General features: G+C 65.7%; 15 protein-coding genes and 1 pseudogene. 7 read left to right on the forward strand and 9 right to left on the reverse strand.

Going from position 1 to position 20,253, the window contains the following annotated elements:
• Positions 1-535 precede the first annotated feature (535 nt).
• Positions 536-1,471, reverse strand: coding sequence for an EamA family transporter (locus tag ACWGIH_RS37670; protein WP_453450184.1), 936 nt, complete (start codon positions 1,469-1,471; stop codon positions 536-538).
• 39 nt (positions 1,472-1,510) lie between these two features.
• Here ACWGIH_RS37670 and ACWGIH_RS37675 point away from each other — a divergent pair, with 39 nt between their 5' ends.
• Positions 1,511-2,035 (forward strand): MarR family winged helix-turn-helix transcriptional regulator, encoded by a 525-nt coding sequence (locus tag ACWGIH_RS37675; RefSeq protein ID WP_453450185.1) that lies wholly within the window; start codon positions 1,511-1,513, stop codon positions 2,033-2,035.
• Positions 2,036-2,470: 435 nt separating this feature from the next.
• On the opposite strand, the gene ACWGIH_RS37680 is transcribed toward ACWGIH_RS37675, so the two are convergent.
• From ACWGIH_RS37680 to ACWGIH_RS37705, 6 genes are all read right to left on the reverse strand, one after another.
• Positions 2,471-5,044, reverse strand: a complete 2,574-nt coding sequence (locus ACWGIH_RS37680) for a class III lanthionine synthetase LanKC N-terminal domain-containing protein (RefSeq protein ID WP_453450186.1) — start codon at positions 5,042-5,044, stop codon at positions 2,471-2,473.
• A gap of 70 nt (positions 5,045-5,114) precedes the next feature.
• Complete coding sequence (locus ACWGIH_RS37685; protein WP_453450187.1) at positions 5,115-5,273, reverse strand: hypothetical protein; 159 nt, start codon at positions 5,271-5,273, stop codon at positions 5,115-5,117.
• Between the two features lie 1,261 nt (positions 5,274-6,534).
• Positions 6,535-7,779, reverse strand: coding sequence for an ornithine--oxo-acid transaminase (rocD, locus tag ACWGIH_RS37690; protein ID WP_453450188.1), 1,245 nt, complete (start codon positions 7,777-7,779; stop codon positions 6,535-6,537).
• Complete coding sequence (gene ddaH / locus ACWGIH_RS37695) at positions 7,776-8,612, reverse strand: dimethylargininase (RefSeq protein ID WP_453450189.1); 837 nt, start codon at positions 8,610-8,612, stop codon at positions 7,776-7,778. Before ddaH ends, rocD begins: the two co-directional genes overlap by 4 nt.
• 151 nt (positions 8,613-8,763) lie before the next feature.
• Positions 8,764-9,279: an Lrp/AsnC family transcriptional regulator gene (locus ACWGIH_RS37700; RefSeq protein ID WP_453450190.1), complete on the reverse strand. Its 516-nt coding sequence runs from the start codon at positions 9,277-9,279 to the stop codon at positions 8,764-8,766.
• A gap of 401 nt (positions 9,280-9,680) precedes the next feature.
• Positions 9,681-9,908, reverse strand: a complete 228-nt coding sequence (locus ACWGIH_RS37705; protein ID WP_453450191.1) for a hypothetical protein — start codon at positions 9,906-9,908, stop codon at positions 9,681-9,683.
• A 295-nt stretch (positions 9,909-10,203) separates the two neighbouring features.
• On the opposite strand from ACWGIH_RS37705, the gene ACWGIH_RS37710 reads away from it, so the two are divergent.
• The 4 genes from ACWGIH_RS37710 to ACWGIH_RS37725 all read left to right on the forward strand — a co-directional run bounded on the left by ACWGIH_RS37710 (position 10,204) and on the right by ACWGIH_RS37725 (position 15,699).
• Entirely contained in the window at positions 10,204-10,389 is a 186-nt protein-coding gene (locus ACWGIH_RS37710; protein WP_453450249.1) for a hypothetical protein, read from the forward strand.
• Between the two features lie 1,274 nt (positions 10,390-11,663).
• Complete coding sequence (locus tag ACWGIH_RS37715) at positions 11,664-13,259, forward strand: DNA primase family protein (RefSeq protein WP_453450192.1); 1,596 nt, start codon at positions 11,664-11,666, stop codon at positions 13,257-13,259.
• Positions 13,260-13,409: 150 nt separating this feature from the next.
• Entirely contained in the window at positions 13,410-13,796 is a 387-nt protein-coding gene (locus tag ACWGIH_RS37720; RefSeq protein WP_453450193.1) for a DUF6009 family protein, read from the forward strand.
• Positions 13,797-14,493: 697 nt separating this feature from the next.
• Complete coding sequence (locus ACWGIH_RS37725; RefSeq protein WP_453450195.1) at positions 14,494-15,699, forward strand: hypothetical protein; 1,206 nt, start codon at positions 14,494-14,496, stop codon at positions 15,697-15,699.
• 520 nt (positions 15,700-16,219) lie between these two features.
• Here the strand turns inward: ACWGIH_RS37725 and ACWGIH_RS37730 are convergent.
• Together ACWGIH_RS37730 and ACWGIH_RS37735 are read right to left on the reverse strand one after the other, a co-directional pair.
• Positions 16,220-16,538: pseudogene (locus ACWGIH_RS37730) on the reverse strand (transposase); the annotation flags it as partial.
• A gap of 309 nt (positions 16,539-16,847) precedes the next feature.
• Complete coding sequence (locus ACWGIH_RS37735) at positions 16,848-17,642, reverse strand: GntR family transcriptional regulator (RefSeq protein WP_453450196.1); 795 nt, start codon at positions 17,640-17,642, stop codon at positions 16,848-16,850.
• A 122-nt stretch (positions 17,643-17,764) separates the two neighbouring features.
• Here ACWGIH_RS37735 and ACWGIH_RS37740 point away from each other — a divergent pair, with 122 nt between their 5' ends.
• Complete coding sequence (locus ACWGIH_RS37740) at positions 17,765-19,063, forward strand: D-tagatose-bisphosphate aldolase, class II, non-catalytic subunit (protein ID WP_453450197.1); 1,299 nt, start codon at positions 17,765-17,767, stop codon at positions 19,061-19,063.
• On the forward strand, positions 19,060-20,214 hold the full coding sequence (locus ACWGIH_RS37745) for an SIS domain-containing protein (RefSeq protein ID WP_453450198.1): 1,155 nt from the start codon (positions 19,060-19,062) through the stop codon (positions 20,212-20,214). Before ACWGIH_RS37740 ends, ACWGIH_RS37745 begins: the two co-directional genes overlap by 4 nt.
• The last annotated feature ends 39 nt before the right edge of the window (positions 20,215-20,253 follow it).

The raw sequence follows: 20,253 nt of genomic DNA on the forward strand, positions 1-20,253 counted from the left end.
CCCCTTCTCTCCAGCCGACCGGCTGGAGAGAAGGGGCGACGCCCTCCCTGGCTGCATAGACGCGCGGGGTGCAACACTGCCCCCCTCACGGGGGCGCGGGCGGGATGTATCTCAGGTGCCTCCAGTCACTTGTGTAGGAGCGAACAGCTTGCTCGATCGGGAAACTTGGTGGGGAGGTCGGAGCCTTAGGATCGCTTCTGGAGAAGAATCGAAAGGATTCGAACAGATCGCTTTGATCTGATTCGGTCTCTCAGGCCGCCTCGGCCGCTCTCGGTGCTGCAGAACCGGTGGCGTTCTGATGCCGCTCTGTCTGGCGCGGTTTGAAGAAAAGACAGGGCCAATCCACGCCAAGTGTGCGGGGTCGGGCAAGTATGTGTAGGCGTGCGCCTATTGCAAGGGCAGTAGCGCTCACGTAAGCGGCTGGAGGTACGAGTGCAGCAAGGCTGAATGCCGCACGGAGTCGGGGTCCCTAGTGCTGAGTACGAGACGAAGAAGCTCTAGTCGATCGATCTGAGTGTGAAGCGGGGGCCGATGCTCACAGGGAATGGCCGGGGGAGGATTCGCGGGCGAGAGGCTTGTCGGGTTCAGGCTGGAGAGGAGTCTGACTACCGGCGCGTCGTCCTGCGGGTCTGGGCCGTCCCAGGACGACTCCGACCAGGACGAGTGCCAGTCCGCACAACTGCTGGCCTGTCAGTACATCTCCGGCCACTCCCATGCCGAGGAGCACGCCTGTGACAGGGTTGAGCAGTCCGACCAGGCCCACGGTCCCTGTGGGAAGGTGCCGTAGCCCGGTGAACCAGGCAGCGAAGGCCAGCGCGGTGGCGACGAGGGTGACGTAGCCAAAACCGAGGAGCGCCAGTGCGGAGAGTGCGGGCGGTGGGCCCTCCACGGCTGCGGCGACCGGCAGCAGGAACAGCCCTCCGGCGGTAAGTTGCCAGGCGGTCGAGGCGAGCACGTCAGTGCCGGTGTTGTTCCACCGCTTGGTCAGGATGTGGCCGAAGGCCGACACGAGCATGGCCCCGGCTGAGGCGAGGACTCCCTGCACCCTCACGCTTCCTGTTCCCGTGAGCAGCATGAGGCAGACCCCGCCGAGCCCGATCGCGGCTCCGGCCAGGTGCGCGATGCCTGGCCGCTCGGAGAGGAGGGCCCAGGCGATGAGCATCATCGCCAGCGGGGACATCGCCATTACGGTCGAGGCGACGCTCGTTGGGAGGAGCTGTGAGGCGGCGTAGACGAGCACGAAGAACACGCTCACGTTGAGCAGCCCAAGCACTGCGGACCGCCACCACCACGCGCCGTGCGGTCGCTGTCTGCGCAGGCCCAGCAGGACGAGTCCGGCGGGCAGCGCCCGCAGGGCCGCCCCATAGAGGGGGCTGTCGGGTGGCAGGAATTCATGGGTGACGTAGTAGTTGGTGCCCCAGGCCACCGGTGCGACAGCGGTCAGGGCGACCCACCGTATATTACCTTCCATGGAAGATAATATAGCTTCCTGAGAAGCTACCATGGGGGCATGGACGATCCGCAACGGCTGGACCGCGTGGCCCGCATCCAGGCCGACTGGCGCCGTGAGCGGCCCGACCTCGATGTCTCCCCGCAGGGTGTGATTGGCAGGCTGCACCGGCTGGCCGACCATCTCACCCAAGAACTGAACCTCGTTTACGGGCGCTACGGACTCAGCGAGGGCGAGTTCGACGTTCTGTGCGCACTGCGCCGCGCCGGTGATCCCTATGAGCGCGCGCCCGGCGAACTCGCCGCACACACGATGGTCACCACCGGCGCGATGACGAAGCGGATCGACCGTCTGGAGAGGTCCGGACTCGTCACCCGCCGACGTTCCGACGACGACCAGCGCGGCCGGATCGTGGCCCTCACCCAGCCCGGTCGCGAACTGATCGACCAGGCGTTCACCGACCACATGCGCAACGAACACCGCGTACTGAGCCTGCTGACGCCCGTCGAGGCCAAAGGACTTGAAGTACTGCTCACCACTTGGATCTCGCACGTGGAATATCCGCGTCCATCCGACAACACATGACCCGACCGGATCCGAGAGGACGGGGCGGATGGGGGGGAGTCTCCAGCTGGCGAGACGGCTCCGTACACGCCTCGCGGAGCCCTGGCCAGTGGGGATGCCTTGGCTGCGGTGATGTGCCGCCCCATGAATGGGGGCGAGGCGGGCGACGTCCTCGTCGCGGCGTTGAGAAGCAGACCTGGGGCTACCTCGACGCCCTGAACTCAAACACTACCCGCACGGCTACCGCGCTCCAGAGGTCTAGGCTGCTGTCCTGAACAGCGGTGATGCGCTGACCACTTGAGCTCACCCTCGGTTGCCGACACTCACCGGTTCGAAAGCGCACGCCCCAACGCCCCACAGCTGGCGACGGTGGAGCGTGACGCACCCTGCGGCTTCGAGCACAGGGGCAGCCTCCGAAGTTCCCGAGATTCTGACAGGTCCGCGATCTACAACCCCTCAGAGTGAGGGCAACAAGTCCGGAGTCTGCGGGTGGTTCAGACGGCGCAAGAAGGTGAGAATCCCGGCATAGCCTTGAGCCCATGAGTAGGGGGCTTCTCTGAAATCGCTATTCGCTATAAGGCGAGGGGCGTCATCGGGGCCGTGGCTGCGTCGCATGAGGTGTCGTGCAGCCTCTTGCGCAGCATCCCAGTAGCGTTCTTCGTTCGTGTCGAATGCCATGTCAAGCAACATCGAACCGATGCCTGCCGTTCCACAGCATTGCCCCGCAGTGCCCATCCTCGGGATCCACTCTGCAGAGGCCAGCGCTGCAGTCTCAGCAGCTTGAAGAAACTTTGTGTCCCCGAAGATGATCCAAGCATGCCTGAGCGGACGGACCAGACCGGTTAGCCCCCTGCACCAGGACGCGGCCATGGGGGAGGCCGAGGGTGCTCCAGCTGCGTTGCCCAGGGACGGTACAAGGTCTGCCAGAGCGCTCACACGCTCGTAGGCGGCGTCGCCGACCTTCTGGTCGTTGCTTCGCGCCGTCAGCAGAACGAGGAAGTCTGTCACGCCGACAAAGCCGTGTGCGTAACCGAAATCCGTGCTGCGACCCAGGCTGGTCTCAGCATCCGCCGGCACGGCGGCCAGCTCCGATCGTGCGACCAGTGATTGTCCCACCGCGAGAGCACGCTCGAAGTCACCGGTCATCAGATGCGCCATGCCGACCCCTGCATGACCCGCGATCACGTCATAGTCGTTGGGGTCTTTGGGGTCACGGTCTGCCTTCAAGGCACGCATAGGAGACTGCGACTGAATGCCCGCGGCCTCGGCGACATGCAAAAAGACTTCGGTGCCGGTCCTGCCGGAGAACAATCCCGGCGGCAGGGCTACGGCCTCGACGGCATCACGAGCGTGCGTGACAAGCTGCCCGAGAGTACGCAGCGTCCCAGGCTCATTTTGGTGATGCAGAAGCTCAAGGCCTATTCCGGCGCTGCCCGTATAGAGGCTAGCATCTACTGCTGCGAAATCGTTCCGCTCGCCCCCGGAAGTATGATGCCTGCTGCCGTCATTAAGCAATAGCTCGAGCACCTTCCGTTGCAACAAGCTAACAGCATCTGCACTTACGGGAGGGGCTACGGGTTGTTTTGCCGGGATGGTCCAAGATCGACAGGTGAATACCTGCAAAGCGTGGGAAGCCCTCGACGCGTCACCGGAGAGCAGGTCGTCGATGGCCGCCACGAAACCACTGCGGAGGTTGCCGTAAATTGCATGGAGAGACTGCACCATGCGGATACGTGCCAGTTCCCGGGAAACTTCTCCTGCCAGAGGCGGCAATCCTGTCGCTGCGAAAGACAGAAGCATTCCCAATGCGAAGTGATCATCCTTCACATGAGCTTCTTCGGATCCGTCCAATTGTCCCTGCGGAGCATATCCGGGAGTCCCACCTGGTAGCGTCAGGCCGTCGAGCGCGGAGATGCCAAAATCGATGATGGTGACGCGTCCCTGGTCAAGCACCACGTTCCGTGGCGTGATATCCCTCATGATCACTCCGCGTGAATGCAGCTCATTCAGTGTAGTGACCAATTCTGACGCAAAATGAGCGAATTCCTCGTCGCGATCAGAGATACTGGACTCTCTCGGCAGCATGGAGCCGTTCTGCCATATGTGATTCAGCAGATTATTTGGACCGGCGTCCGTCGTAGCCAGGTATTCGTCGTCGCCGTGCGAGAAATGATCAAGAAGCGAAGGGGTGCCGTTGATGCCGGCACAGGCTTCGAGGATCCGTCGTTCGTTACGGAGGCGACTTCGCGAATCCGTTCCATGGCGGTCCTCGGCTACGTAGGCTCTCGCCATTTTAACGATAACCGTAGATCGCTCTTCGCTCTCTACGTCAGCAGCTCGGTACACATTTCCCCGGGCTGATTCGTAGAGTCCTTCCAGTACCTCGTAACGCCCACCAAGCAGGGCCGACGGAAGCGTGGCGGGCGAGTTGGAGCTGGTATCGCACTCCGGCTGTGGGAGGAACGGGTCCACGGCCCACGAGGGTTGCTCGTAGGTAAGCGTGGCCGCCGCATCGAATACTTCGCCTGCCGGGCCGTGCAAGCGGACAACCAGAGTGCCCTGCGGTCCTGCATGCCACTGTGTCCGAAAGGGCCCGTAGCGGTAATAGACCGGTGCCTGGGGACTCACCCGTCTGTCACTGAGTATGCGGGGTCCGTTATGCCCTGCCAAGAATTTCGCCAGATCGCGACCGATGCTCTCGACGCGTGTCTGATCTGGATAGATCGTGACAGCCTTGCCGACTGCTGCAGGGCTGCTCTGCCCGTTGTTCAAACGGCGCAGAACACTTTCAGAACGCGCAATTTTGAATTGCACGCGCTGTTCAAGTAGCCAAGGGAGGAGGATGTCCGATAGACCACGCAAGGTTGCTGCACGGGAGGAGATGTGTATCTTCCATCCGTGATCAGGCAAGGTTGGTGCAGGACGTGGGGTCACGCGAACCCACGTGGGGCCTATGGACAAGGAGTGACCCGAGGCGCCGGCCGCATTGATGAGTTCCCGCAGCGCGCGCTCTGCAGTCCAGTCAGTCACGGTCGATCTCCCTCGGGGCATCCTGTTGAACCTCGCGATTGCGCTATACGCCGATTAGCTGGAGGAAGTGTCAGCTGGTGTTGCCCGTGCCCATGCAGGTGCGGTCACAAGCAGTGATCGGGCACTTGTCGGCGCTTGCCTGAGTTCCGTCGTTATCGGCAAACGAAACCTCCGGTTCCATCAGCAGGGAACCCATCTGGCGGGGGGTGAGATTGGCGAGCATTTCCATGGTCACTCCTGTGCTTGAATTGCGCGGTGATGCACTGAGCTGTGTGTCGCGACATCTTGGAGCGTAGAGCCTGTTTCGCTGGGACGGCCACCGATCCAGACACGACGGCGCATATGCGCCACCCCAGTCCCGCTGAATGCACATCCCCATGGAAAGGACTCGCTGGGGCATGGTTTGCGAGCTGGTACCTGAATGGCGCTGTATTGACTCATACCTCATTAGGTGAGCTAAGAGTGTGGGCTCGAATGAATGATGCAATACCGGGTGAGGGCCGGGACGGGGGTTGCCAGCGGTCGGCACCTCGCCAACCTGCGGTTGCGATAGGCGCCGCAGCTGCCACCTCGACGGCCAGGGCGGCGGACCGCTGCTGCAGGCGGTGACGGTGGGGACGCCACCCCCCGGCCCTGGCGCGTCGCGTCGTCGACTCCGCCGCCCTGCTCGACGCGGCCGCCGAGCGGGCCGTGGCTTGCGGCGTGAATGAACTGATCAGCTGTGTGGAGGCCGACGCGACCGATCTGCCGAGCGAACTCGCCAGCGGAGTTCGATGGCGTGCTCTGCCATCACCTGCGCACTCGTTGGCTTCGAGGTGCGGTGGCGGATGTACTCGCTTTTATGCCGAAGAACGAGGCCAGTACGTTGGACATGGCGTCGGAGGTGTCATGCGAACCCTGGAGTTCGATCAGCCGGGAAGCCGACTTCAGTCGTCAGTGGCCTTTAGCTCCTCGGCCAGCGTTGTCAGTTCGATGCCGCTACCCAGTCGCTGAGCTCGTGGACGAGGAGGGCGACGCGGACGCCAGAGTCCGCAGTTCGCCGGCGAGGTCAACGGCCTTGTCCAGCGCGGGCCAAGGTCTACGCGGCGGTCGGGGCAGTGGGCTGCTCGGCCATCGGGGTGCGCCTCTTGGCCGAGGTCACCTGAATGCTGTTGCATCGGTCCCTCGTCCACCTGATGGGCAGTTCCAACTGGTGGATCCAGATCGGCGCGTTCGCGCGCGTCCTCCTCCTGGGGGGGGGGGGGCCGCAGATCCTGCGGGCACGCTCGTGAGGGAAACGCCCCAGTGAGCGAGTCAGGCGCATGGGCGGTCGGCCGCACGTGACCAAAGGGCCGCTGCGCGGATCCCTGGAGACGTCCCAGTGCTTCGCCAAGTGTGGGCCGTATGCCTTCCCCCGTGCTTCCCCGCATCCCGAGGCGTGGATCCGGCGAGCGTGGGCCCTTTCGGGGCCCACGCCGTGGTTTTGAGGGCCTTTCCTCGAGGACCGGTGGCTATGTCAGGACCTTCCTCAGGGCGGTGAGGGCGGACTCCAGTTCCTCCTCCGTGATGGTCAGCGGCGGAGCCAGCCGGATCGTGGAGCCGTGGGTGTCCTTGACCAGGACGCCTTCGGCGAGGAGCCGTTCGCTGATCTGCCGTCCCGTCCCGAACGCGGGGTCGATGTCTACGCCAGCCCAGAGGCCGCGGGATCGATAGCCCATCACACCCGCTCCGGTGAGCGCGGCCAGGCCACGGTCCAGTACGCCGCCCAGCTGGGCGGCACGCCGCTGGAACTCGCCGGTAGCCAGCAGGTCGAGGACCGCCGAACCGACCGCCGCCGACAGCGGGTTGCCGCCGAACGTGGAGCCGTGCTCCCCGGGCCGGAGCACAGAGAGGACATCGCGGCGGGCGACCACGGCGGAGACCGGCACGATGCCACCACCCAGGGCCTTGCCCAGGAGCAGGACGTCCGGCCTCACTGATTCATGGTCGACGGCCAGCGTGCGGCCCGTGCGCCCCAGGCCCGACTGGATCTCGTCGGCGATGAAGAGACATCCCACGCGCCGGGTCAGTTCGCGGACACCGGTGAGGTAACCGTCGTCGGGGATGACGACGCCCGCCTCGCCTTGGATGGGCTCGATCAGCACCGCGGCAGTCGTCTCATCCACAGCGGCTTCCAGGGCGGTCAGGTCGTTGTACGGGACGACACGGAAGCCCGGCGTGAAGGGCCCGAATCCCGCGCGTGCCGTCTTGTCCGTCGAGAAGCTCACGACCGTGGTGGTGCGCCCGTGGAAGTTGCCGTCGGCGACGACGATCGTCGCCTGGTCCGGCATGACGCCCTTGATCTCATAGGCCCATTTGCGGGCCACCTTGACGGCGCTCTCCACGGCCTCGGCGCCGGTGTTCATCGGCAGGACCATCTCGAGGCCGGTCAGCTCGGTCAGGCGCTCGGCGAAGCCGGCCAGCCGGTCGTTGTGGAAGGCGCGTGAGGTGAGGGTGAGTTTATCGAGCTGGCGGTGCGCGGCTTCGACCAGGGTGGGGTGGCGGTGCCCGAAATTGAGGGCCGAGTAGCCAGCCAGCATGTCGAGGTAGCGGCGGCCTTCGACGTCCTCGACCCAGGTGCCTTCCGCACGGGCGATCACCACGGGAAGCGGATGGTAGTTGTGTGCGAGGACCGGGCCTTCGGCGCGGATGAGCTGTGCCGAGGACTGTGTCTTGGAGGTACTGCGGGGCGCGGGGGCGGTGATGGGGCTGGTCATGAACGGATCTCCTGGGTGCAGCACTTGATGCCACCACCGGCCTTGCGGAGCTCCGAGAGGTCGACGGGGACGGGAACATAGCCGCGGTGGGCGAGCTGGGCGATGAGGTCGTGGGCCTCCCGAGCGACGAAGACATGGCGGCCGTCGGACACGGAGTTGAGGCCGAACACGAGGGCGTCCTCCTCGGTGGCGATCACCGCGCGCGGGTAGAGCCGCCTGAGGACCTCGCGGCTGCCGGGGGAGAACGCCCCCGGGTAGTAAGCGACGTTGCCGTCGCTCTCCACCGCATCGTCTCCTTCGTCGCCCTCATCACCGAGGAAGAACAGCGTGGTGTCCAGGTGATAGAAGCGGGGGTCCACCAACTCCAGGCTGATGACCGGTCTACCGAAGAACTCCTGTACCTCGCGGTGGGCGTCTCTGTGTGTACGGAAGCCGGTGCCGGCCAGGACGAAGCGGCCGGCCGGCACGAGATCGCCCTCGCCCTCGCAGACCGCTTCAGGACGGCGGACGTCGTACCCGGCCGCTTTGAACCAGGTCTCGTACGCGACCGACTCCGGCCGCCGCTCCGGGGCGTGGAAGGAGGAGCCGAAGACCCGGCCGTCCACGACCACCGCAGCGTTCGCCGCGAACACCATGTCCGGCAGGCTCTCCACCGGAGCCAGCGTCTCGACCGTGTGGCCGTGGTCGCGGTACGTCTGGACGAGCGTCCACCACTGGTCACGGGCCAACGCGCGGTTGACTGGAATGGCTGTGTTCATCCAGGGGTTGATGGCATAGCGCACATCGAAATAGCGGGGTTCGCACATCACATAGCGCCGGGGTTGGCGACGCATGGGGGGGCCTGCGGGCACAGGGGATCCCTCCGCTTTCTGCCGGTGACGACGGGGATGGTTACACCGTAGGAAGCGGCTGATACGCACGACAAGAACGAAAAGCTGCGTGCATATGCAGGAATGCTGCGCAGGACAGTGGCTCACGGCAGGTTCACTGCGTGGCTGGCCTCCCGCCGGTGGGGGTGTCCGGCGCCGACTCACTGGCTCCCGCCTCCGGGCTTTCCGGCAGCAGGTGGGACAGCACCATGTAACTGATCGTCTTGCGAATGAAGGGCTCGCTGCGGATCCGCTCCAGCACTTCCTCGAAGTGGCCCACGTCGGTGGCCCTGACGTGCAGCAGTGCGTCGGCGGCCCCGGTCACCGTTATGGCCGCCGCGATCTCCGGGTACTTGCGGGCCACTTCCGACAGACGCCGGGGCGGCGCCGCGTTGTCGCAGTACACCTCGATGTACGCCTCGGTGCGCCAACCGAGCGCAGCCGGCCGGACGGTGGCCCGGAAGCCCGTGATCACATCGGTCTTGCGCAGCCGATCCACCCGCCGCTTGACGGCTGTGGCCGACAGACCGATCTCCGCGCCGATCTCGGAGAAACTCGCCCTGGCATTCGCCATCAGGGTCGCAGTGATCTTCCGGTCAAGCTCGTCGAACGGCGTGGACTTGGCGGTCATGGCAGCAGCTCTTCTCCTAGGTCCCGCCCCGGTACGGGGCCTTGGCCCCATCCTGCCGGAGCGCCCCACTACCGAGCGGAAGCCGGGCTGACGCGGCAGCGGAAAGGCCAGCGGCGTCTCAGGCGACTCGTCCGTCCCACCGCGAAGACCAGAGTCCCAGGCGGCCATGAAGCGGCCCAGCTTGGTGACTTCTGCTGAAGGACGGCCGCCCATGCCTCGGGCGGCTGAGTAGCAGCGGTAGCCACCGAGTTCGCCGGAGCTCCGGTTGCGGCGAACGAGCAACAGGCCGCCGCTACCGGAGCACCGGCCAAATTCTGTTGATGCCGAAGAAACCATCCGGCGCATCATCGCCCCATCGCCTGGGGGCTTAGTGATCTGCGTCGTACATCCTTCGGGGTTGATCATGCTGCCACTGCGGCGGAGGATTCCTCTGGGTGATCGGCGGTGTGCCGGTCGAGCCTGGCCAGCAGATCATCGAGGTCGACGTGGTGAACTTCCACTGGAACGGTTGTGTTGTAGCGCTGTTCGAAGGCTCGGAGTCGGTGCTCGGCCTCGATGAGGTCGGTGAAGTCGTTGGGTGAGATGACCTTGCGCTGCACGGCTGCGAAGAAGATCTCCACCTGGTTCACCCAGGAGGCATGCACCGGGGGTGTGCACCTGCACCGCGTTGGGAAACGCGTCGCTCCTGCGGGATCCCCCTCACCGCCCGGGCATCTGACCAGACGGCCCAGTTCTCGTATCGCTGCCGTCACCCGACATCTGGCACTGCGTAGCACCGGTGAGTGCTGAGGATTGATCACGGTGCGGCAGCCTGATCCATCAGCGGTGGTTTTGCGCGCTACATCAACGGGTGGCCACGTGCTACCGACCGACCTCGGTCTGGTAGCCGCCGAGGCCGACGGGCGCGCCGTCGGTGCGGCATGGCTGAGGTTCTTCACCGAGGATGAGCCGGCCTACGGCTTCGTCCATGCCGACATCCCCGAGCTGGCGATCGGCGTTGTCGCTGATTGGAGGGGGCGCGGTGTGGGACGTGCGCTGCTGCGGGCGCTGGCCGACGCCCGCCCGACAGCACGGTTTGGAGTCCGTCAGCCTCAGCGCGGAACGCGCTAATCCTGCTGCCGCGCTCTACTACGCGGAGGGCTACCGGGTGGTCGAGAGCCGGGACCATGCGGACACCACCATGCTGCTCGATCTGCAGTAGGCCAGCTGCAGACGACAGGGACTACACAGACTCCGGAGTGAACCTCCGACGCATTCGAGACGCAGACTACTTATCGGTCCGGCGTCTGATACTCCGCGGACGCCGCGAAGAGGGTTGCTCCCTCGCCGTAGTGCGGTATGCCCGGACGTATCGCCCTGTGGGCTGGGCGCGACTACCCGCTGGCACCTTCGTTTCACTGTCCAGGGACACAGCCTCACCGAGACACTCAGCTTCGTCACCGAATTCACCGTTGCTGCGCAATATCGGTCGAAATCGGGTGCCTGGGTTGGGGGTTGGCGTGAATACGCCAGTAGAAAGATCGGGGGTGCCTTGGTTGCCCTGGGTTTCTGCGGTCCCGTTCGTAAAAGGCCGTGTCAGAGGGCTGCCTATCGGCTGGACGGGACTGAAGGGACCGAAGTCGAAGGTTGTCTTCATGGGGGTGCGCGTACGTGCTCGCGGCTGTCTGTGCAGACCTGTGATGCAGGCGTGTCGTATCTGCCACTGTGGGTCCTGTCAGTCCCGTCATAGCCTGCCGCTACGACCTTGACCTGCTCCTTTGCAGCCACCGCTGGGAGCGGGACCGAACGCGTCGCGTGCGGCGGGACTCATCCTTTGTCCCGCTCTGCGGCGGGATTACGCAATCGGCGGAACTTTGAACGGCCGTCGCGGTGACAGGAGATGGCTGAATCGTGCGCTAATCTCTGTGCCGCATGTGAAACCGTCAGTCCCGTCAGTCCCGTGAGTCACGGCTTAACCGTCAGCCGGTAGCGAGTTAAGGAGGGCTGAGTGTGAAGACCCATAAAAACACCGGTGCAGAGCAACGCTGCGAGCACTGGCGCGCCCGTCCTGAACCGGGCGCGCGCTCAGGTCAAGCTCATATGGCGCGGGGGAGGCGGGCGGCCGTGTCGCCCCTCTGCCCCGCACCAGAAGAGAATCCCGGACGGCCGTGAGGCAGTCAGGCCCCCAAGCCCGGGCGTTTCCGTCCCAGGGCGAACGCGCCCGCTGACCCCGCAGAAATTCAGTCCAAGACTCTGCAGTGAGTCCTCTGCTGCACCCCCACACGCATTCGGCACGCCTTGAGCGCCCGGCAGCGCCCAGGCGTCAGCCAAGCGCCACACCAGGTGATCACTGATCCCGCCTTCTCCGCAGACGTCCAGCGCCCGTTCCACCTCCAAGGATGCTCATGAGCAGCGCCGAGCCCTCTTGCTTCGACGCCGTTGCCGTTGCTCACCAGATCCAAGAGCAGCAGAGCCTCGACGACCTCCCCCCGGCGGACTGGCAACCGCCGTTGCCGGCCCAACAGACGCACGCCACGCGGCCGCGCATCGGCGCGAGCGCGGGGGTACTGCCTGACGAACTCACCGACCGAGGGAACGCCAAACTCTTCGTTCGCATGTACAGCGATCGCTTCCGGCACGTCGAAGGGCTGGGCTGGTTCAGCTGGGACCAGTACCGCTGGCGGCGCGCCGGTGGAGAGAAGGCGGCGGTATGGGCGGCCGGCGACATGGCGGAGCAGATGCCACGGACCGATCCCTACGATGTGTTCAGCGACCGCGAGGTGGCCGTGCATCGACGGCGCACTCAGTCCACTGCGGGCATGAAGGCGCTGTTGCAACAAGCTCAGGCGGCCCCCGGTCTCAGCCTGGACCCGGAAGTCCTCGACGGCGACATATACGCCCTCTGCACGCCGGGAGGCGTAGTGGACTTGAGGAGCGGGGAGTTGCGGAAGCCGAATGCGCTCACGGATATGCACTCCCGCGCGACCACGGTGGGACCCCAGCGGATGCCGATCCCTCGGTGGCAGAACTTCCTGCGGGACACGTTTGGTGACGACGAGGTTGGTCTGGAGACAACCAGGTTCCTCCACCTCCTGCTCGGCTACTCCATCACCGGAGATGTCGGCGCCCAGATTCTGCCGTTCCTCTATGGTTCGGGCGCCAACGGCAAGTCGGTGTTGCTGGACGTGATGATGCAGGTGCTCGGGGACTACGCCAATGCCGCGCCGCCGGGCTTTTTGATGGAGAAGGGCAAGTTCGCCGAGCACAGCACGGAACTCACCGAACTTCACGGTCGGCGCATCGTGGTGTGCAGCGAGCTCAAGCCGAACGACAAGTTCAACGAGGCCCGGGTGAAGCTTCTCACTGGCGGAGACAAGATCACTGCCCGGAGGATGAGGCAGGACTTCTTCAGTTTCACCCCCACCCACAAGCTGTGGCTGCTGGGCAACCACCGGCCGGAAGTCCATACCGGCGGTCATGCCTTCTGGCGCCGTATTCGGCTCATCCCGTTCGAACGCAAGGTCCCGGACCGCCGAAAGATCGACAATCTCGCGGCCGAACTCGTGCAGGAGGAGGGCCCCGGCATTCTGTACTGGCTGATTGAGGGGGCCCGGGAGTACCTCGCCTCTCGTGACTCGCTCGCTGGACCGGCATCTATCCGGCTGGCGACCGAAGCCTACGAAAGAACCGAAGACCACATCGGCCGTTTCCTGGCCGAGCGCTGTACCACCGGCAGCGGGCTTGGGCCCCATCCTGAACTGAGAGTCGAGCAAAAGCTCTTGTACGAGACGTACGTCCGCTGGTGCGCCGACGAAGGAATCGGCCCGGCAACCAGCCGTGCTTTCGCCAGCAGGGTGCGTCAGGAACTCGGTCTGGTGTCGCCGACGGAGATGATCAAGAACAACAATCGCAAGCTGTATCCCGGCCTGGCCCTGCTTGCTGTCGACGGCGCTAGGGAGGACCCCCATCCGCCGCGGGCTAGCGGACAGGCAGTTGTATGAAGTCGCCGCGCTCCCTGGGTGGGACTGTGCACAGCCGTACGATGGACAGCGCCACCCCCGCACGGACCGCATCACTGGTTCCAACCCGGTTGGGTACACCGCATGGCAAAACCGGGGGCCGAACACGAAGAATGAGGAGGGTCTGCGGCCATGAGCTCGATGCTGCGCGACAGCCAGCTCACCGGTGAGAGAGAAGTCGTCTGGCTGGAAGAGATTGACGGTCTCGACTATGTCCGTCAGGCCCTGGACAAGGTGAACACCCGTCGTGGCAAACCGCGTTACGAACGGGGCGGCCGTCTTGTCGGTTACACCAATCTCGGCCCCCACGCCGACCGCGACGAAGACAGTGGGCTGTTCGCTCGTCGCACGTTCTTCCTCCTGCCGCACGACCGGCCGAACGATGCTTCTGGTCCCTATCAAGTGGGTGCGCCTGTCGAGGCCATCGATCCCAGGACCATTGAGCCGGGCAAGGTCGGCATCAAGACGCCTCGTTCCCAAAAAGGCTGTGCCGCGGAGAGGACACCGGCCGGCAGGTGAGTCCTGGCGCTGTTGATGGTGCGGCGGGGAACGCTTGGGTGAGCCGGTGTGGGCTGCCGGGTGAGGCCGGCGAGAGTCGGCGTAAAGACGACAGGTGGCCTTCGTGTGGTGCGGGGGAGTTGGTGCTTTCATTATCGTGGGCCCGCTAAGCATTTCCGGTCATGGGAGCGGGCCGCGGAGACATGCGTGCAGTCTCGGCGGCGGTACGAGAGCTCGGGCTACTTGGGCGCAGTCACGTCCAGGCTCTCGTCCAGGCCGAGGAAACCGAGATCGGCTAGGGCGCCGAGGGCCTCGATGGCGCGCGTCGGCCGCAATGGATGGTCGGGGATGCGTCGTTCACCGGTCGGGTGTGAGGGGTGGACTCTACGATGAATGCACGCTGCGCTGGGAGGCCCTCATGGAAGCGTGCGCTGTGCAGAGGCCACCAAGCCGCGCCACGGCTACCCACTCAAGAATCTCCCGCCGAAGAAGCCGCCGTCGCCTCCGCCGCGCAGAACCACCAGGTGCTTATTCTGGCGCTCAGCCACCAGCCCACCGGCATTCCCGTTGGGAAAGCCGTAAGGCCGCGCCTGCTGGAGATGAGCGCGGTGTCCTGCAGTACTGAACTGACCGCCGAGGGCCGCAGGGTGTGGGCTGTCCTCGACCTGGTGGCGTAGAGGCCGCGCGCTCGTGCCGGCAGAGTTTCCGGAGAGGCACCATGACCGAGCTGTCGCCCTCAGCGGATCCGCAGGCGGACCTCGCTGCCTTGAGGCTGGAGTTTCACCACGTCCACCAGCTCCTGGCCCCCGCTGAAGAGGGCATACAGACGTGGCAAGTCCGGGTGGTCGTCGGTGGCCAGCCGGTGGGAAAACTGCGCGCCACCCGCGGCCTGTACTGGAAGTCTGACAATCTCCGGGAGCGGATGGGCGACGAGCAAGCGTTTCTCGCCGTGGTCGCCGAGCAACTGCTGAACCCGGACGGCTCGCGCAGCCGGGAGCTCGAGGACTTTGCCGAGATGATCAGCGGTGTGCTGGTGATTGACCAGCTTCAGATGTCGGCGCCCTGGGACGATTCCCTGATCGTCGCCACCGTGGCCGCCAGCATCGTCGAACGGCTGACGGACAACTTCTACGCCGTGGTGTTCCCCCGCTCCGGAGCACCGGGCAGTGAGGGCGCCGCGCTGCTCGAGCAGGCTGGCATCCTGCTGAGTGCCATGCCGTTCTCCGACGAACTGCTGATCCTCGACACTTGTCAGGCCGCTCCCGAGAGAGCGACGCACAAGGTGCGCGACCTTCTGCGCGGGCGCGCTCGCTACGGGGGGATCGACTCAGCGGAGACGGACCGCAATGAATGGGAGGACGACGAGGACGGCCACCAGGTGCTCACTGCACGCACGGCCGTTGTGTTGTGTTTGGCCCTGAGCGCGCTTTCGAAGCAGGCGTGGCAGGAGGTGGCAGCGCTCGGGGACGAGCCGCTGCGGCGCGGCGCTGGCGGCCTGTTCGGCGCCCTGCCGCCGGTGACCCTGGGCCGGGACGGCCGCTGGCGGCGACACATGGCCCGGGCGTTCGACGACCTGGCCGCCGATCTTATAGCCGGAGCCGAGGTCAAGCCTCGCTGTACGGGTGAGGAGATGGCGCTGCACTTGGGCATTGCCCACGCCCGTGCCATGGAGCGCAACCGCCCGCGGCTCGTACGCGAAGCAGTGGGGGAGCTGCCCGCTCACCGACGGGACTACGATTGGGACGCCTGCTCCGATTGCCTATTCCAGGGCCGTGACGTGTTGATGCTCTTCGACGGCTCATTCGTCGGTTTTGAGGACAGCGACATTGGCCAAGCCATGGACAACCTGGCCCCGGCTGACTGGTTCGCACCGTTCGACTCCGTCCACGCCCGCGACCCCGCCCGTGGATTTCGCCACTCCTGACCACCCCGGTAAGGAGGAGCAGCCCATGTACGGGGTGTTGTGTGCCGGGTGTCAGGTGCTGACCACCCCGGCGCGACTCTTCCTCCATTCGGCTTCCTCGGGAGCATAGGCAGGGGGCTGAGGCTCCTGGTGCAAGGCGTCGCCGAGTAACTCCCCTTCGCCGCCGACAGCTTCGACCTGGTGCTCTGCGACTTCGGTGGGCTCAACTGGGCGCCCCCGCACAGTATTTCGGGCCGAACGCCATCGCCGATCACGACGGCGCGACCAGCTATCAGCTCACCTGAGGCCACTGGGTCAAAGTCCTGCGCGGCGCGGGCCTCATCATGATGACCTCATCGAGCTGCGGCCCGAAATCGGAACACGTAACGGCTACAACGAAACCGACCCGCCCGACTGGGCACGCCGCTGGCCGACGGAACTGTTCTGGGTAACCCACAGGCCGCGAGAGCTATTAACTCGGGTTGCCGTGCTGCTGCCTGCGCTGGGCGACGTGGCGCATTCCCGGAGGTAGTCGCTGTTGCTCGGCGTCGCGTCCTTCGGCCTCCCGGACAGGCGCCGAAGAAGCCCGTTGAGTTGGTCGAAGACGCCCTCTATCTGCCAGGCGGCGAAGTATCCGTAGACCGTCTCCCCTGGCGTGAAGCCGTGGGGCGGGTATGGCCAGGCAATGCCGGTGCGGTCGACGTAGAGGATGGCGTCCATGATGCGGCGCAGGTCATGCTCAGGCGGGCGGCCGATGTCGAAACGCTTGCCTCGGCCTCAACCCACCAGGTGATGAGTGTGGGCCCGATCAGTGTCCGGCGTGCATCGGAGAGGTCGCTTGGATAAGGACGGTGTCGCATCGCATTTCGGTTTTCGGTAGTACCGACGAGCAGGCCGCCTCCCTAGGGCGCAAACGAGGTCAACCGGGGGGGTGTTGGGATCAAAAAGGAGCAACGGAGCGAAACGGGTCACCGAACGACGACACGAACCCCTCGCCCTGCATCAGACAGGTCCCCGAGCGCCCATACCGGCTCAGCCTGTGAATCAACGCCAAACAACCACGCCGGACCAGAACGCTTCTTTTAGCGCCATGGCTCGGCACCTTGCTTCGGGGGACCGTCAACCGGCTTCCGAGGCCCCGGTGGCGCTGTCGGCTCGTTCAGTGCAGCTCAGTCGGTGATCGACGCCCGGAAGCGATACCGATCCCCGCGGTAGATGGCGATTGTCAGCTCCAAGGGGCGGGACTCCTTGTTGAAGGCGAGCTGGGTGGCGACGAGTACGGGCGTGTTGTCAAAGATTTCCAGCAGCCGCCTCTCCTCGTCGTCCGGTTGTCGCGCCTCGACCGAGTAGTCGGCGACACGCGGCAGTTGCGGGGGCGTGGCAGCGCGCAGCGTCGCGTACAGCGAAGCCGTGGTGAAGTCGGTCCCTGCGAGTTGTGGGCACAGGGCGAGGGGCAGCCGGTTGTGTTCGACGACGACCACCAAACCGTCGAGGAAGCGCAGCCGGCGCATTTCGAAGAGGGGAGTTCCGGGGCCGACCCGCAGCTCCTCGGCTTCCTGAACCGCTGCCGGCCGCACTCTGGAAGCCAGGACGGCCGTCCGTGTTGCGAGGCCGTGCTTGGCGGCGTAGTCGGCGAAGCCCTGGATCGTACGGCCCGCCGGGGCGGCGGGGTTGCCGACGATGCCCGGAGTGCGGGCACCCGCCTCGGTGAGGAACCAGCCCCGGGCGGGAGAGGACTCGATCATCCCGCGGGTGGCGAGTTCGTTCAGCGCGGCGCGGATCGTTACACGGGACACCTCATACCGGGTGGAGAGGGCTCGCTCGGAGGGGAGCCGGTCCCCGGCCTGTGCCCCGCCGGTCGCGATGTCGTCAAGCAGGCGGGTGGCGATGCGCACGTAGAGCGGAAGGGCGTCGTCGCTCAGCAGCCCTAGGGGGAGGCGGCGTGTCTCGTCCAGCGTAGGCATACCAGTAGCATACCAGTAGAAGGCCGTTGACGTCCCAGATTGCAGACCAGTAGGGTTCCAGTGATCTGGGTGAGCGAACATGCCCCCGTTTGCTGCCGACGTGCCGATCCCTGGAGGGGCCAATGTGGAGCCCGAGCCCACTGGACGAGCTGGTGAAGGGGCAGAAGGCCGGCGAGGCCCGCGGTGTCGCCTCGGTCTGTTCGGCCCACCCGCTGGTGATCGAAGCGGCCGTCCAGCAGGCGGTCGAGACCGGGAGCTTCCTGCTGATCGAGGCCACGTCGAACCAGGTCGATCAGTGCGGGGGCTACACGGGGATGCGCCCCGCCGACTTCCGGGAGCTCGTGCACGGGATAGCGGCGGAGCATCGTCTCCCGATCGAACGGATCGTCCTCGGAGGAGATCACCTCGGACCGAACCGCTGGCAGTCACTTCCGGCCGAAGAGGCGATGACAAAGGCACAAGAGCTCGTCGCGGCCTATGTCCGGGCCGGTTTCACCAAGATCCATCTCGACTGCAGCTTCTCCTGTGCCGGAGATCCCTCGCCCCTCACCGACGACATCGTGGCGGAACGTGCCGCGCGTCTGGTCCAGGCCTCGGAGGAGGCCGCGGGGCCCGGCGCAGGCCGGATCCGATACGTCATTGGTACGGAGGTGCCCGTGCCCGGCGGCGCCCACGAGACCCTGAACGGCGTCGCCCCCACCACGGCCGAAGCAGCCCGGGAGACCGTGAAACGCCACCGTGCTGCGTTCACTGCCCGAGGCCTGGCCGCTGTCTGGCCCAGGATCATGGCACTCGTCGTGCAGCCCGGTGTGGAGTTCGACCACGTGCAGGTCGTCGACTACCGACGGGAGCGGACCGCGCAACTGCGCACCGTCCTCGACGACGAACCGGACATGGTCTTCGAGGCCCACTCCACCGATTACCAGACCTCAACGGCCCTGACCGAACTGGTCGAAGACCACTGGGCCTTTCTCAAGGTCGGTCCCGGCCTGACCTTCGCTCTGCGTGAGGCTTTGTTCGCGCTTGCCACGATCGAGGACGAACTCGTCGACCCCGACCGGCGATCGCGTCTCGTATGCGTCACCGATGAGCGGATGCGCGCGCAGCCATCCTGGTGGCAGAGCTACTACGACGGCGGCCTCGTCCAGCAGCGCCTGGCCCGGCGCTACAGCTACAGCGACCGGATTCGCTACTACTGGCCTGATCCCGAGATCACCGCCGCCCAGAACCTGCTGTTCGACAATCTGTCGAGGCTGACCATACCGCTGCCTCTGCTCAGCGCTCATCTGCCCGACCAGTACCGGCGCGTACGTGCAGGCCGGCTTGCGGCCACGCCCAAGTCCCTGGCCGTCGACCGGGTCCGCGACGTACTGAGGGACTATGACCGGGCATGCCGCGTCAACGATGAGGAGTACGTGTGAACCCCGCTCTCAGCATCCTGCCCGCCGACGCCGGAGCGGAGCACACGGTCGCCGAGATCGCGCAGCAACCCGCATTGTGGCGGGAGGTCGGCAACATTGTGGCGGCACAGCGGACGGCGCTGGATGACTTCCTCGCCCCGCTGCTCGCTGCCGACAACGCGCGCATCGTGCTCACCGGCGCCGGTACCTCGGGATTTGCCGGCGAAGTGCTGCGGACCACACTGAGCAGGCACCTCGCCCGACGGGTCGACGCGGTAGCCACCACCGACATCGTGGCCGACCCGCACGCCTGCTTCGCCGAGGACGTGCCCACTCTGCTGGTCTCGTTCGCCCGGTCCGGCGACAGCCCGGAGAGTGCGGCCGCCACCGAACTCGCCGACCGCTGCCTGTCACGCGTGGCCCACCTGGTGATTACCTGCAACGGGGAGGGGCGGCTCGCGCGTGAGCACGGCAGCAGGCCGGCGTCCCGCGCCTTGCTGATGCCGTCCGCGGCCAACGACCAGGGCTTCGCGATGACGTCCAGCTTCACCTGTATGGTGCTCGCCGCCCTCCTCGCGCTCGGTCCGCATGCCACCGCGGACCTGGTCGGTGAACTCGCCGACGGGGCCGAGCACGTCACCGGCGGTGGCCTCGACGGGAATCTCGACGCCCTGCTGGCCCGGGCACCGCAGCGGTTGGTCTACCTGGGGAGCGGAGCCCTCAAGGGCCTCGCCCAGGAGTCCGCCCTGAAGCTGCTCGAACTGACCGGTGGTGCTGTCGTGGCGACCGCCGACTCCGCGCTCGGGTTCCGCCATGGTCCCAAGGCAGTCCTCACCGACGACACCGCCGTCGTGGTGTACGTGTCGAACAACCCGTATACGCGCCGCTATGACCTGGACATCGTCGCCGAGCTGCGCGCGGCTCTGCCGCCGGGCGGCGTGATCGCCATAGCCGCCCGCCCCGACGGGCTGCCCCTGGAAGGCACGTGGGTTCTCCCCGTTCCCGAGGACGCGGACGACGCCGCCTTCGCCCTGCTCGCCGTCGTGTGCGCACAGCTCATCGCCCTGCGTGCCTCCCTGATCAGGGGCATCCGCCCCGACAATCCGTTTCCCTCGGGCGAAGTCAACCGAGTGGTGCAGGGTGTCACCGTGCACCCGCTGCCGAACGACTGACACAGTCCTGCCCTGCATCCACACAGACCGATCGGAGGA

Source organism: Streptomyces sp. NPDC054872 (assembly GCF_053610705.1).

Bases quoted from the DNA above. Each gene is read 5' to 3' on its own strand.
- ACWGIH_RS37740 (WP_453450197.1), top strand. From the start codon at position 17,765: ATGTGGAGCCCGAGCCCACTGGACGAGCTGGTGAAGGGGCAGAAGGCC.
- ddaH (WP_453450189.1), bottom strand. From the start codon at position 8,612: ATGCGTCGCCAACCCCGGCGCTATGTGATGTGCGAACCCCGCTATTTC.
- ACWGIH_RS37715 (WP_453450192.1), top strand. From the start codon at position 11,664: ATGAGCAGCGCCGAGCCCTCTTGCTTCGACGCCGTTGCCGTTGCTCAC.
- ACWGIH_RS37685 (WP_453450187.1), bottom strand. From the start codon at position 5,273: ATGGAAATGCTCGCCAATCTCACCCCCCGCCAGATGGGTTCCCTGCTG.
- ACWGIH_RS37720 (WP_453450193.1), top strand. From the start codon at position 13,410: ATGAGCTCGATGCTGCGCGACAGCCAGCTCACCGGTGAGAGAGAAGTC.
- ACWGIH_RS37675 (WP_453450185.1), top strand. From the start codon at position 1,511: ATGGACGATCCGCAACGGCTGGACCGCGTGGCCCGCATCCAGGCCGAC.
- rocD (WP_453450188.1), bottom strand. From the start codon at position 7,779: ATGACCAGCCCCATCACCGCCCCCGCGCCCCGCAGTACCTCCAAGACA.
- ACWGIH_RS37670 (WP_453450184.1), bottom strand. From the start codon at position 1,471: ATGGAAGGTAATATACGGTGGGTCGCCCTGACCGCTGTCGCACCGGTG.
- ACWGIH_RS37735 (WP_453450196.1), bottom strand. From the start codon at position 17,642: ATGCCTACGCTGGACGAGACACGCCGCCTCCCCCTAGGGCTGCTGAGC.
- ACWGIH_RS37700 (WP_453450190.1), bottom strand. From the start codon at position 9,279: ATGACCGCCAAGTCCACGCCGTTCGACGAGCTTGACCGGAAGATCACT.
- ACWGIH_RS37725 (WP_453450195.1), top strand. From the start codon at position 14,494: ATGACCGAGCTGTCGCCCTCAGCGGATCCGCAGGCGGACCTCGCTGCC.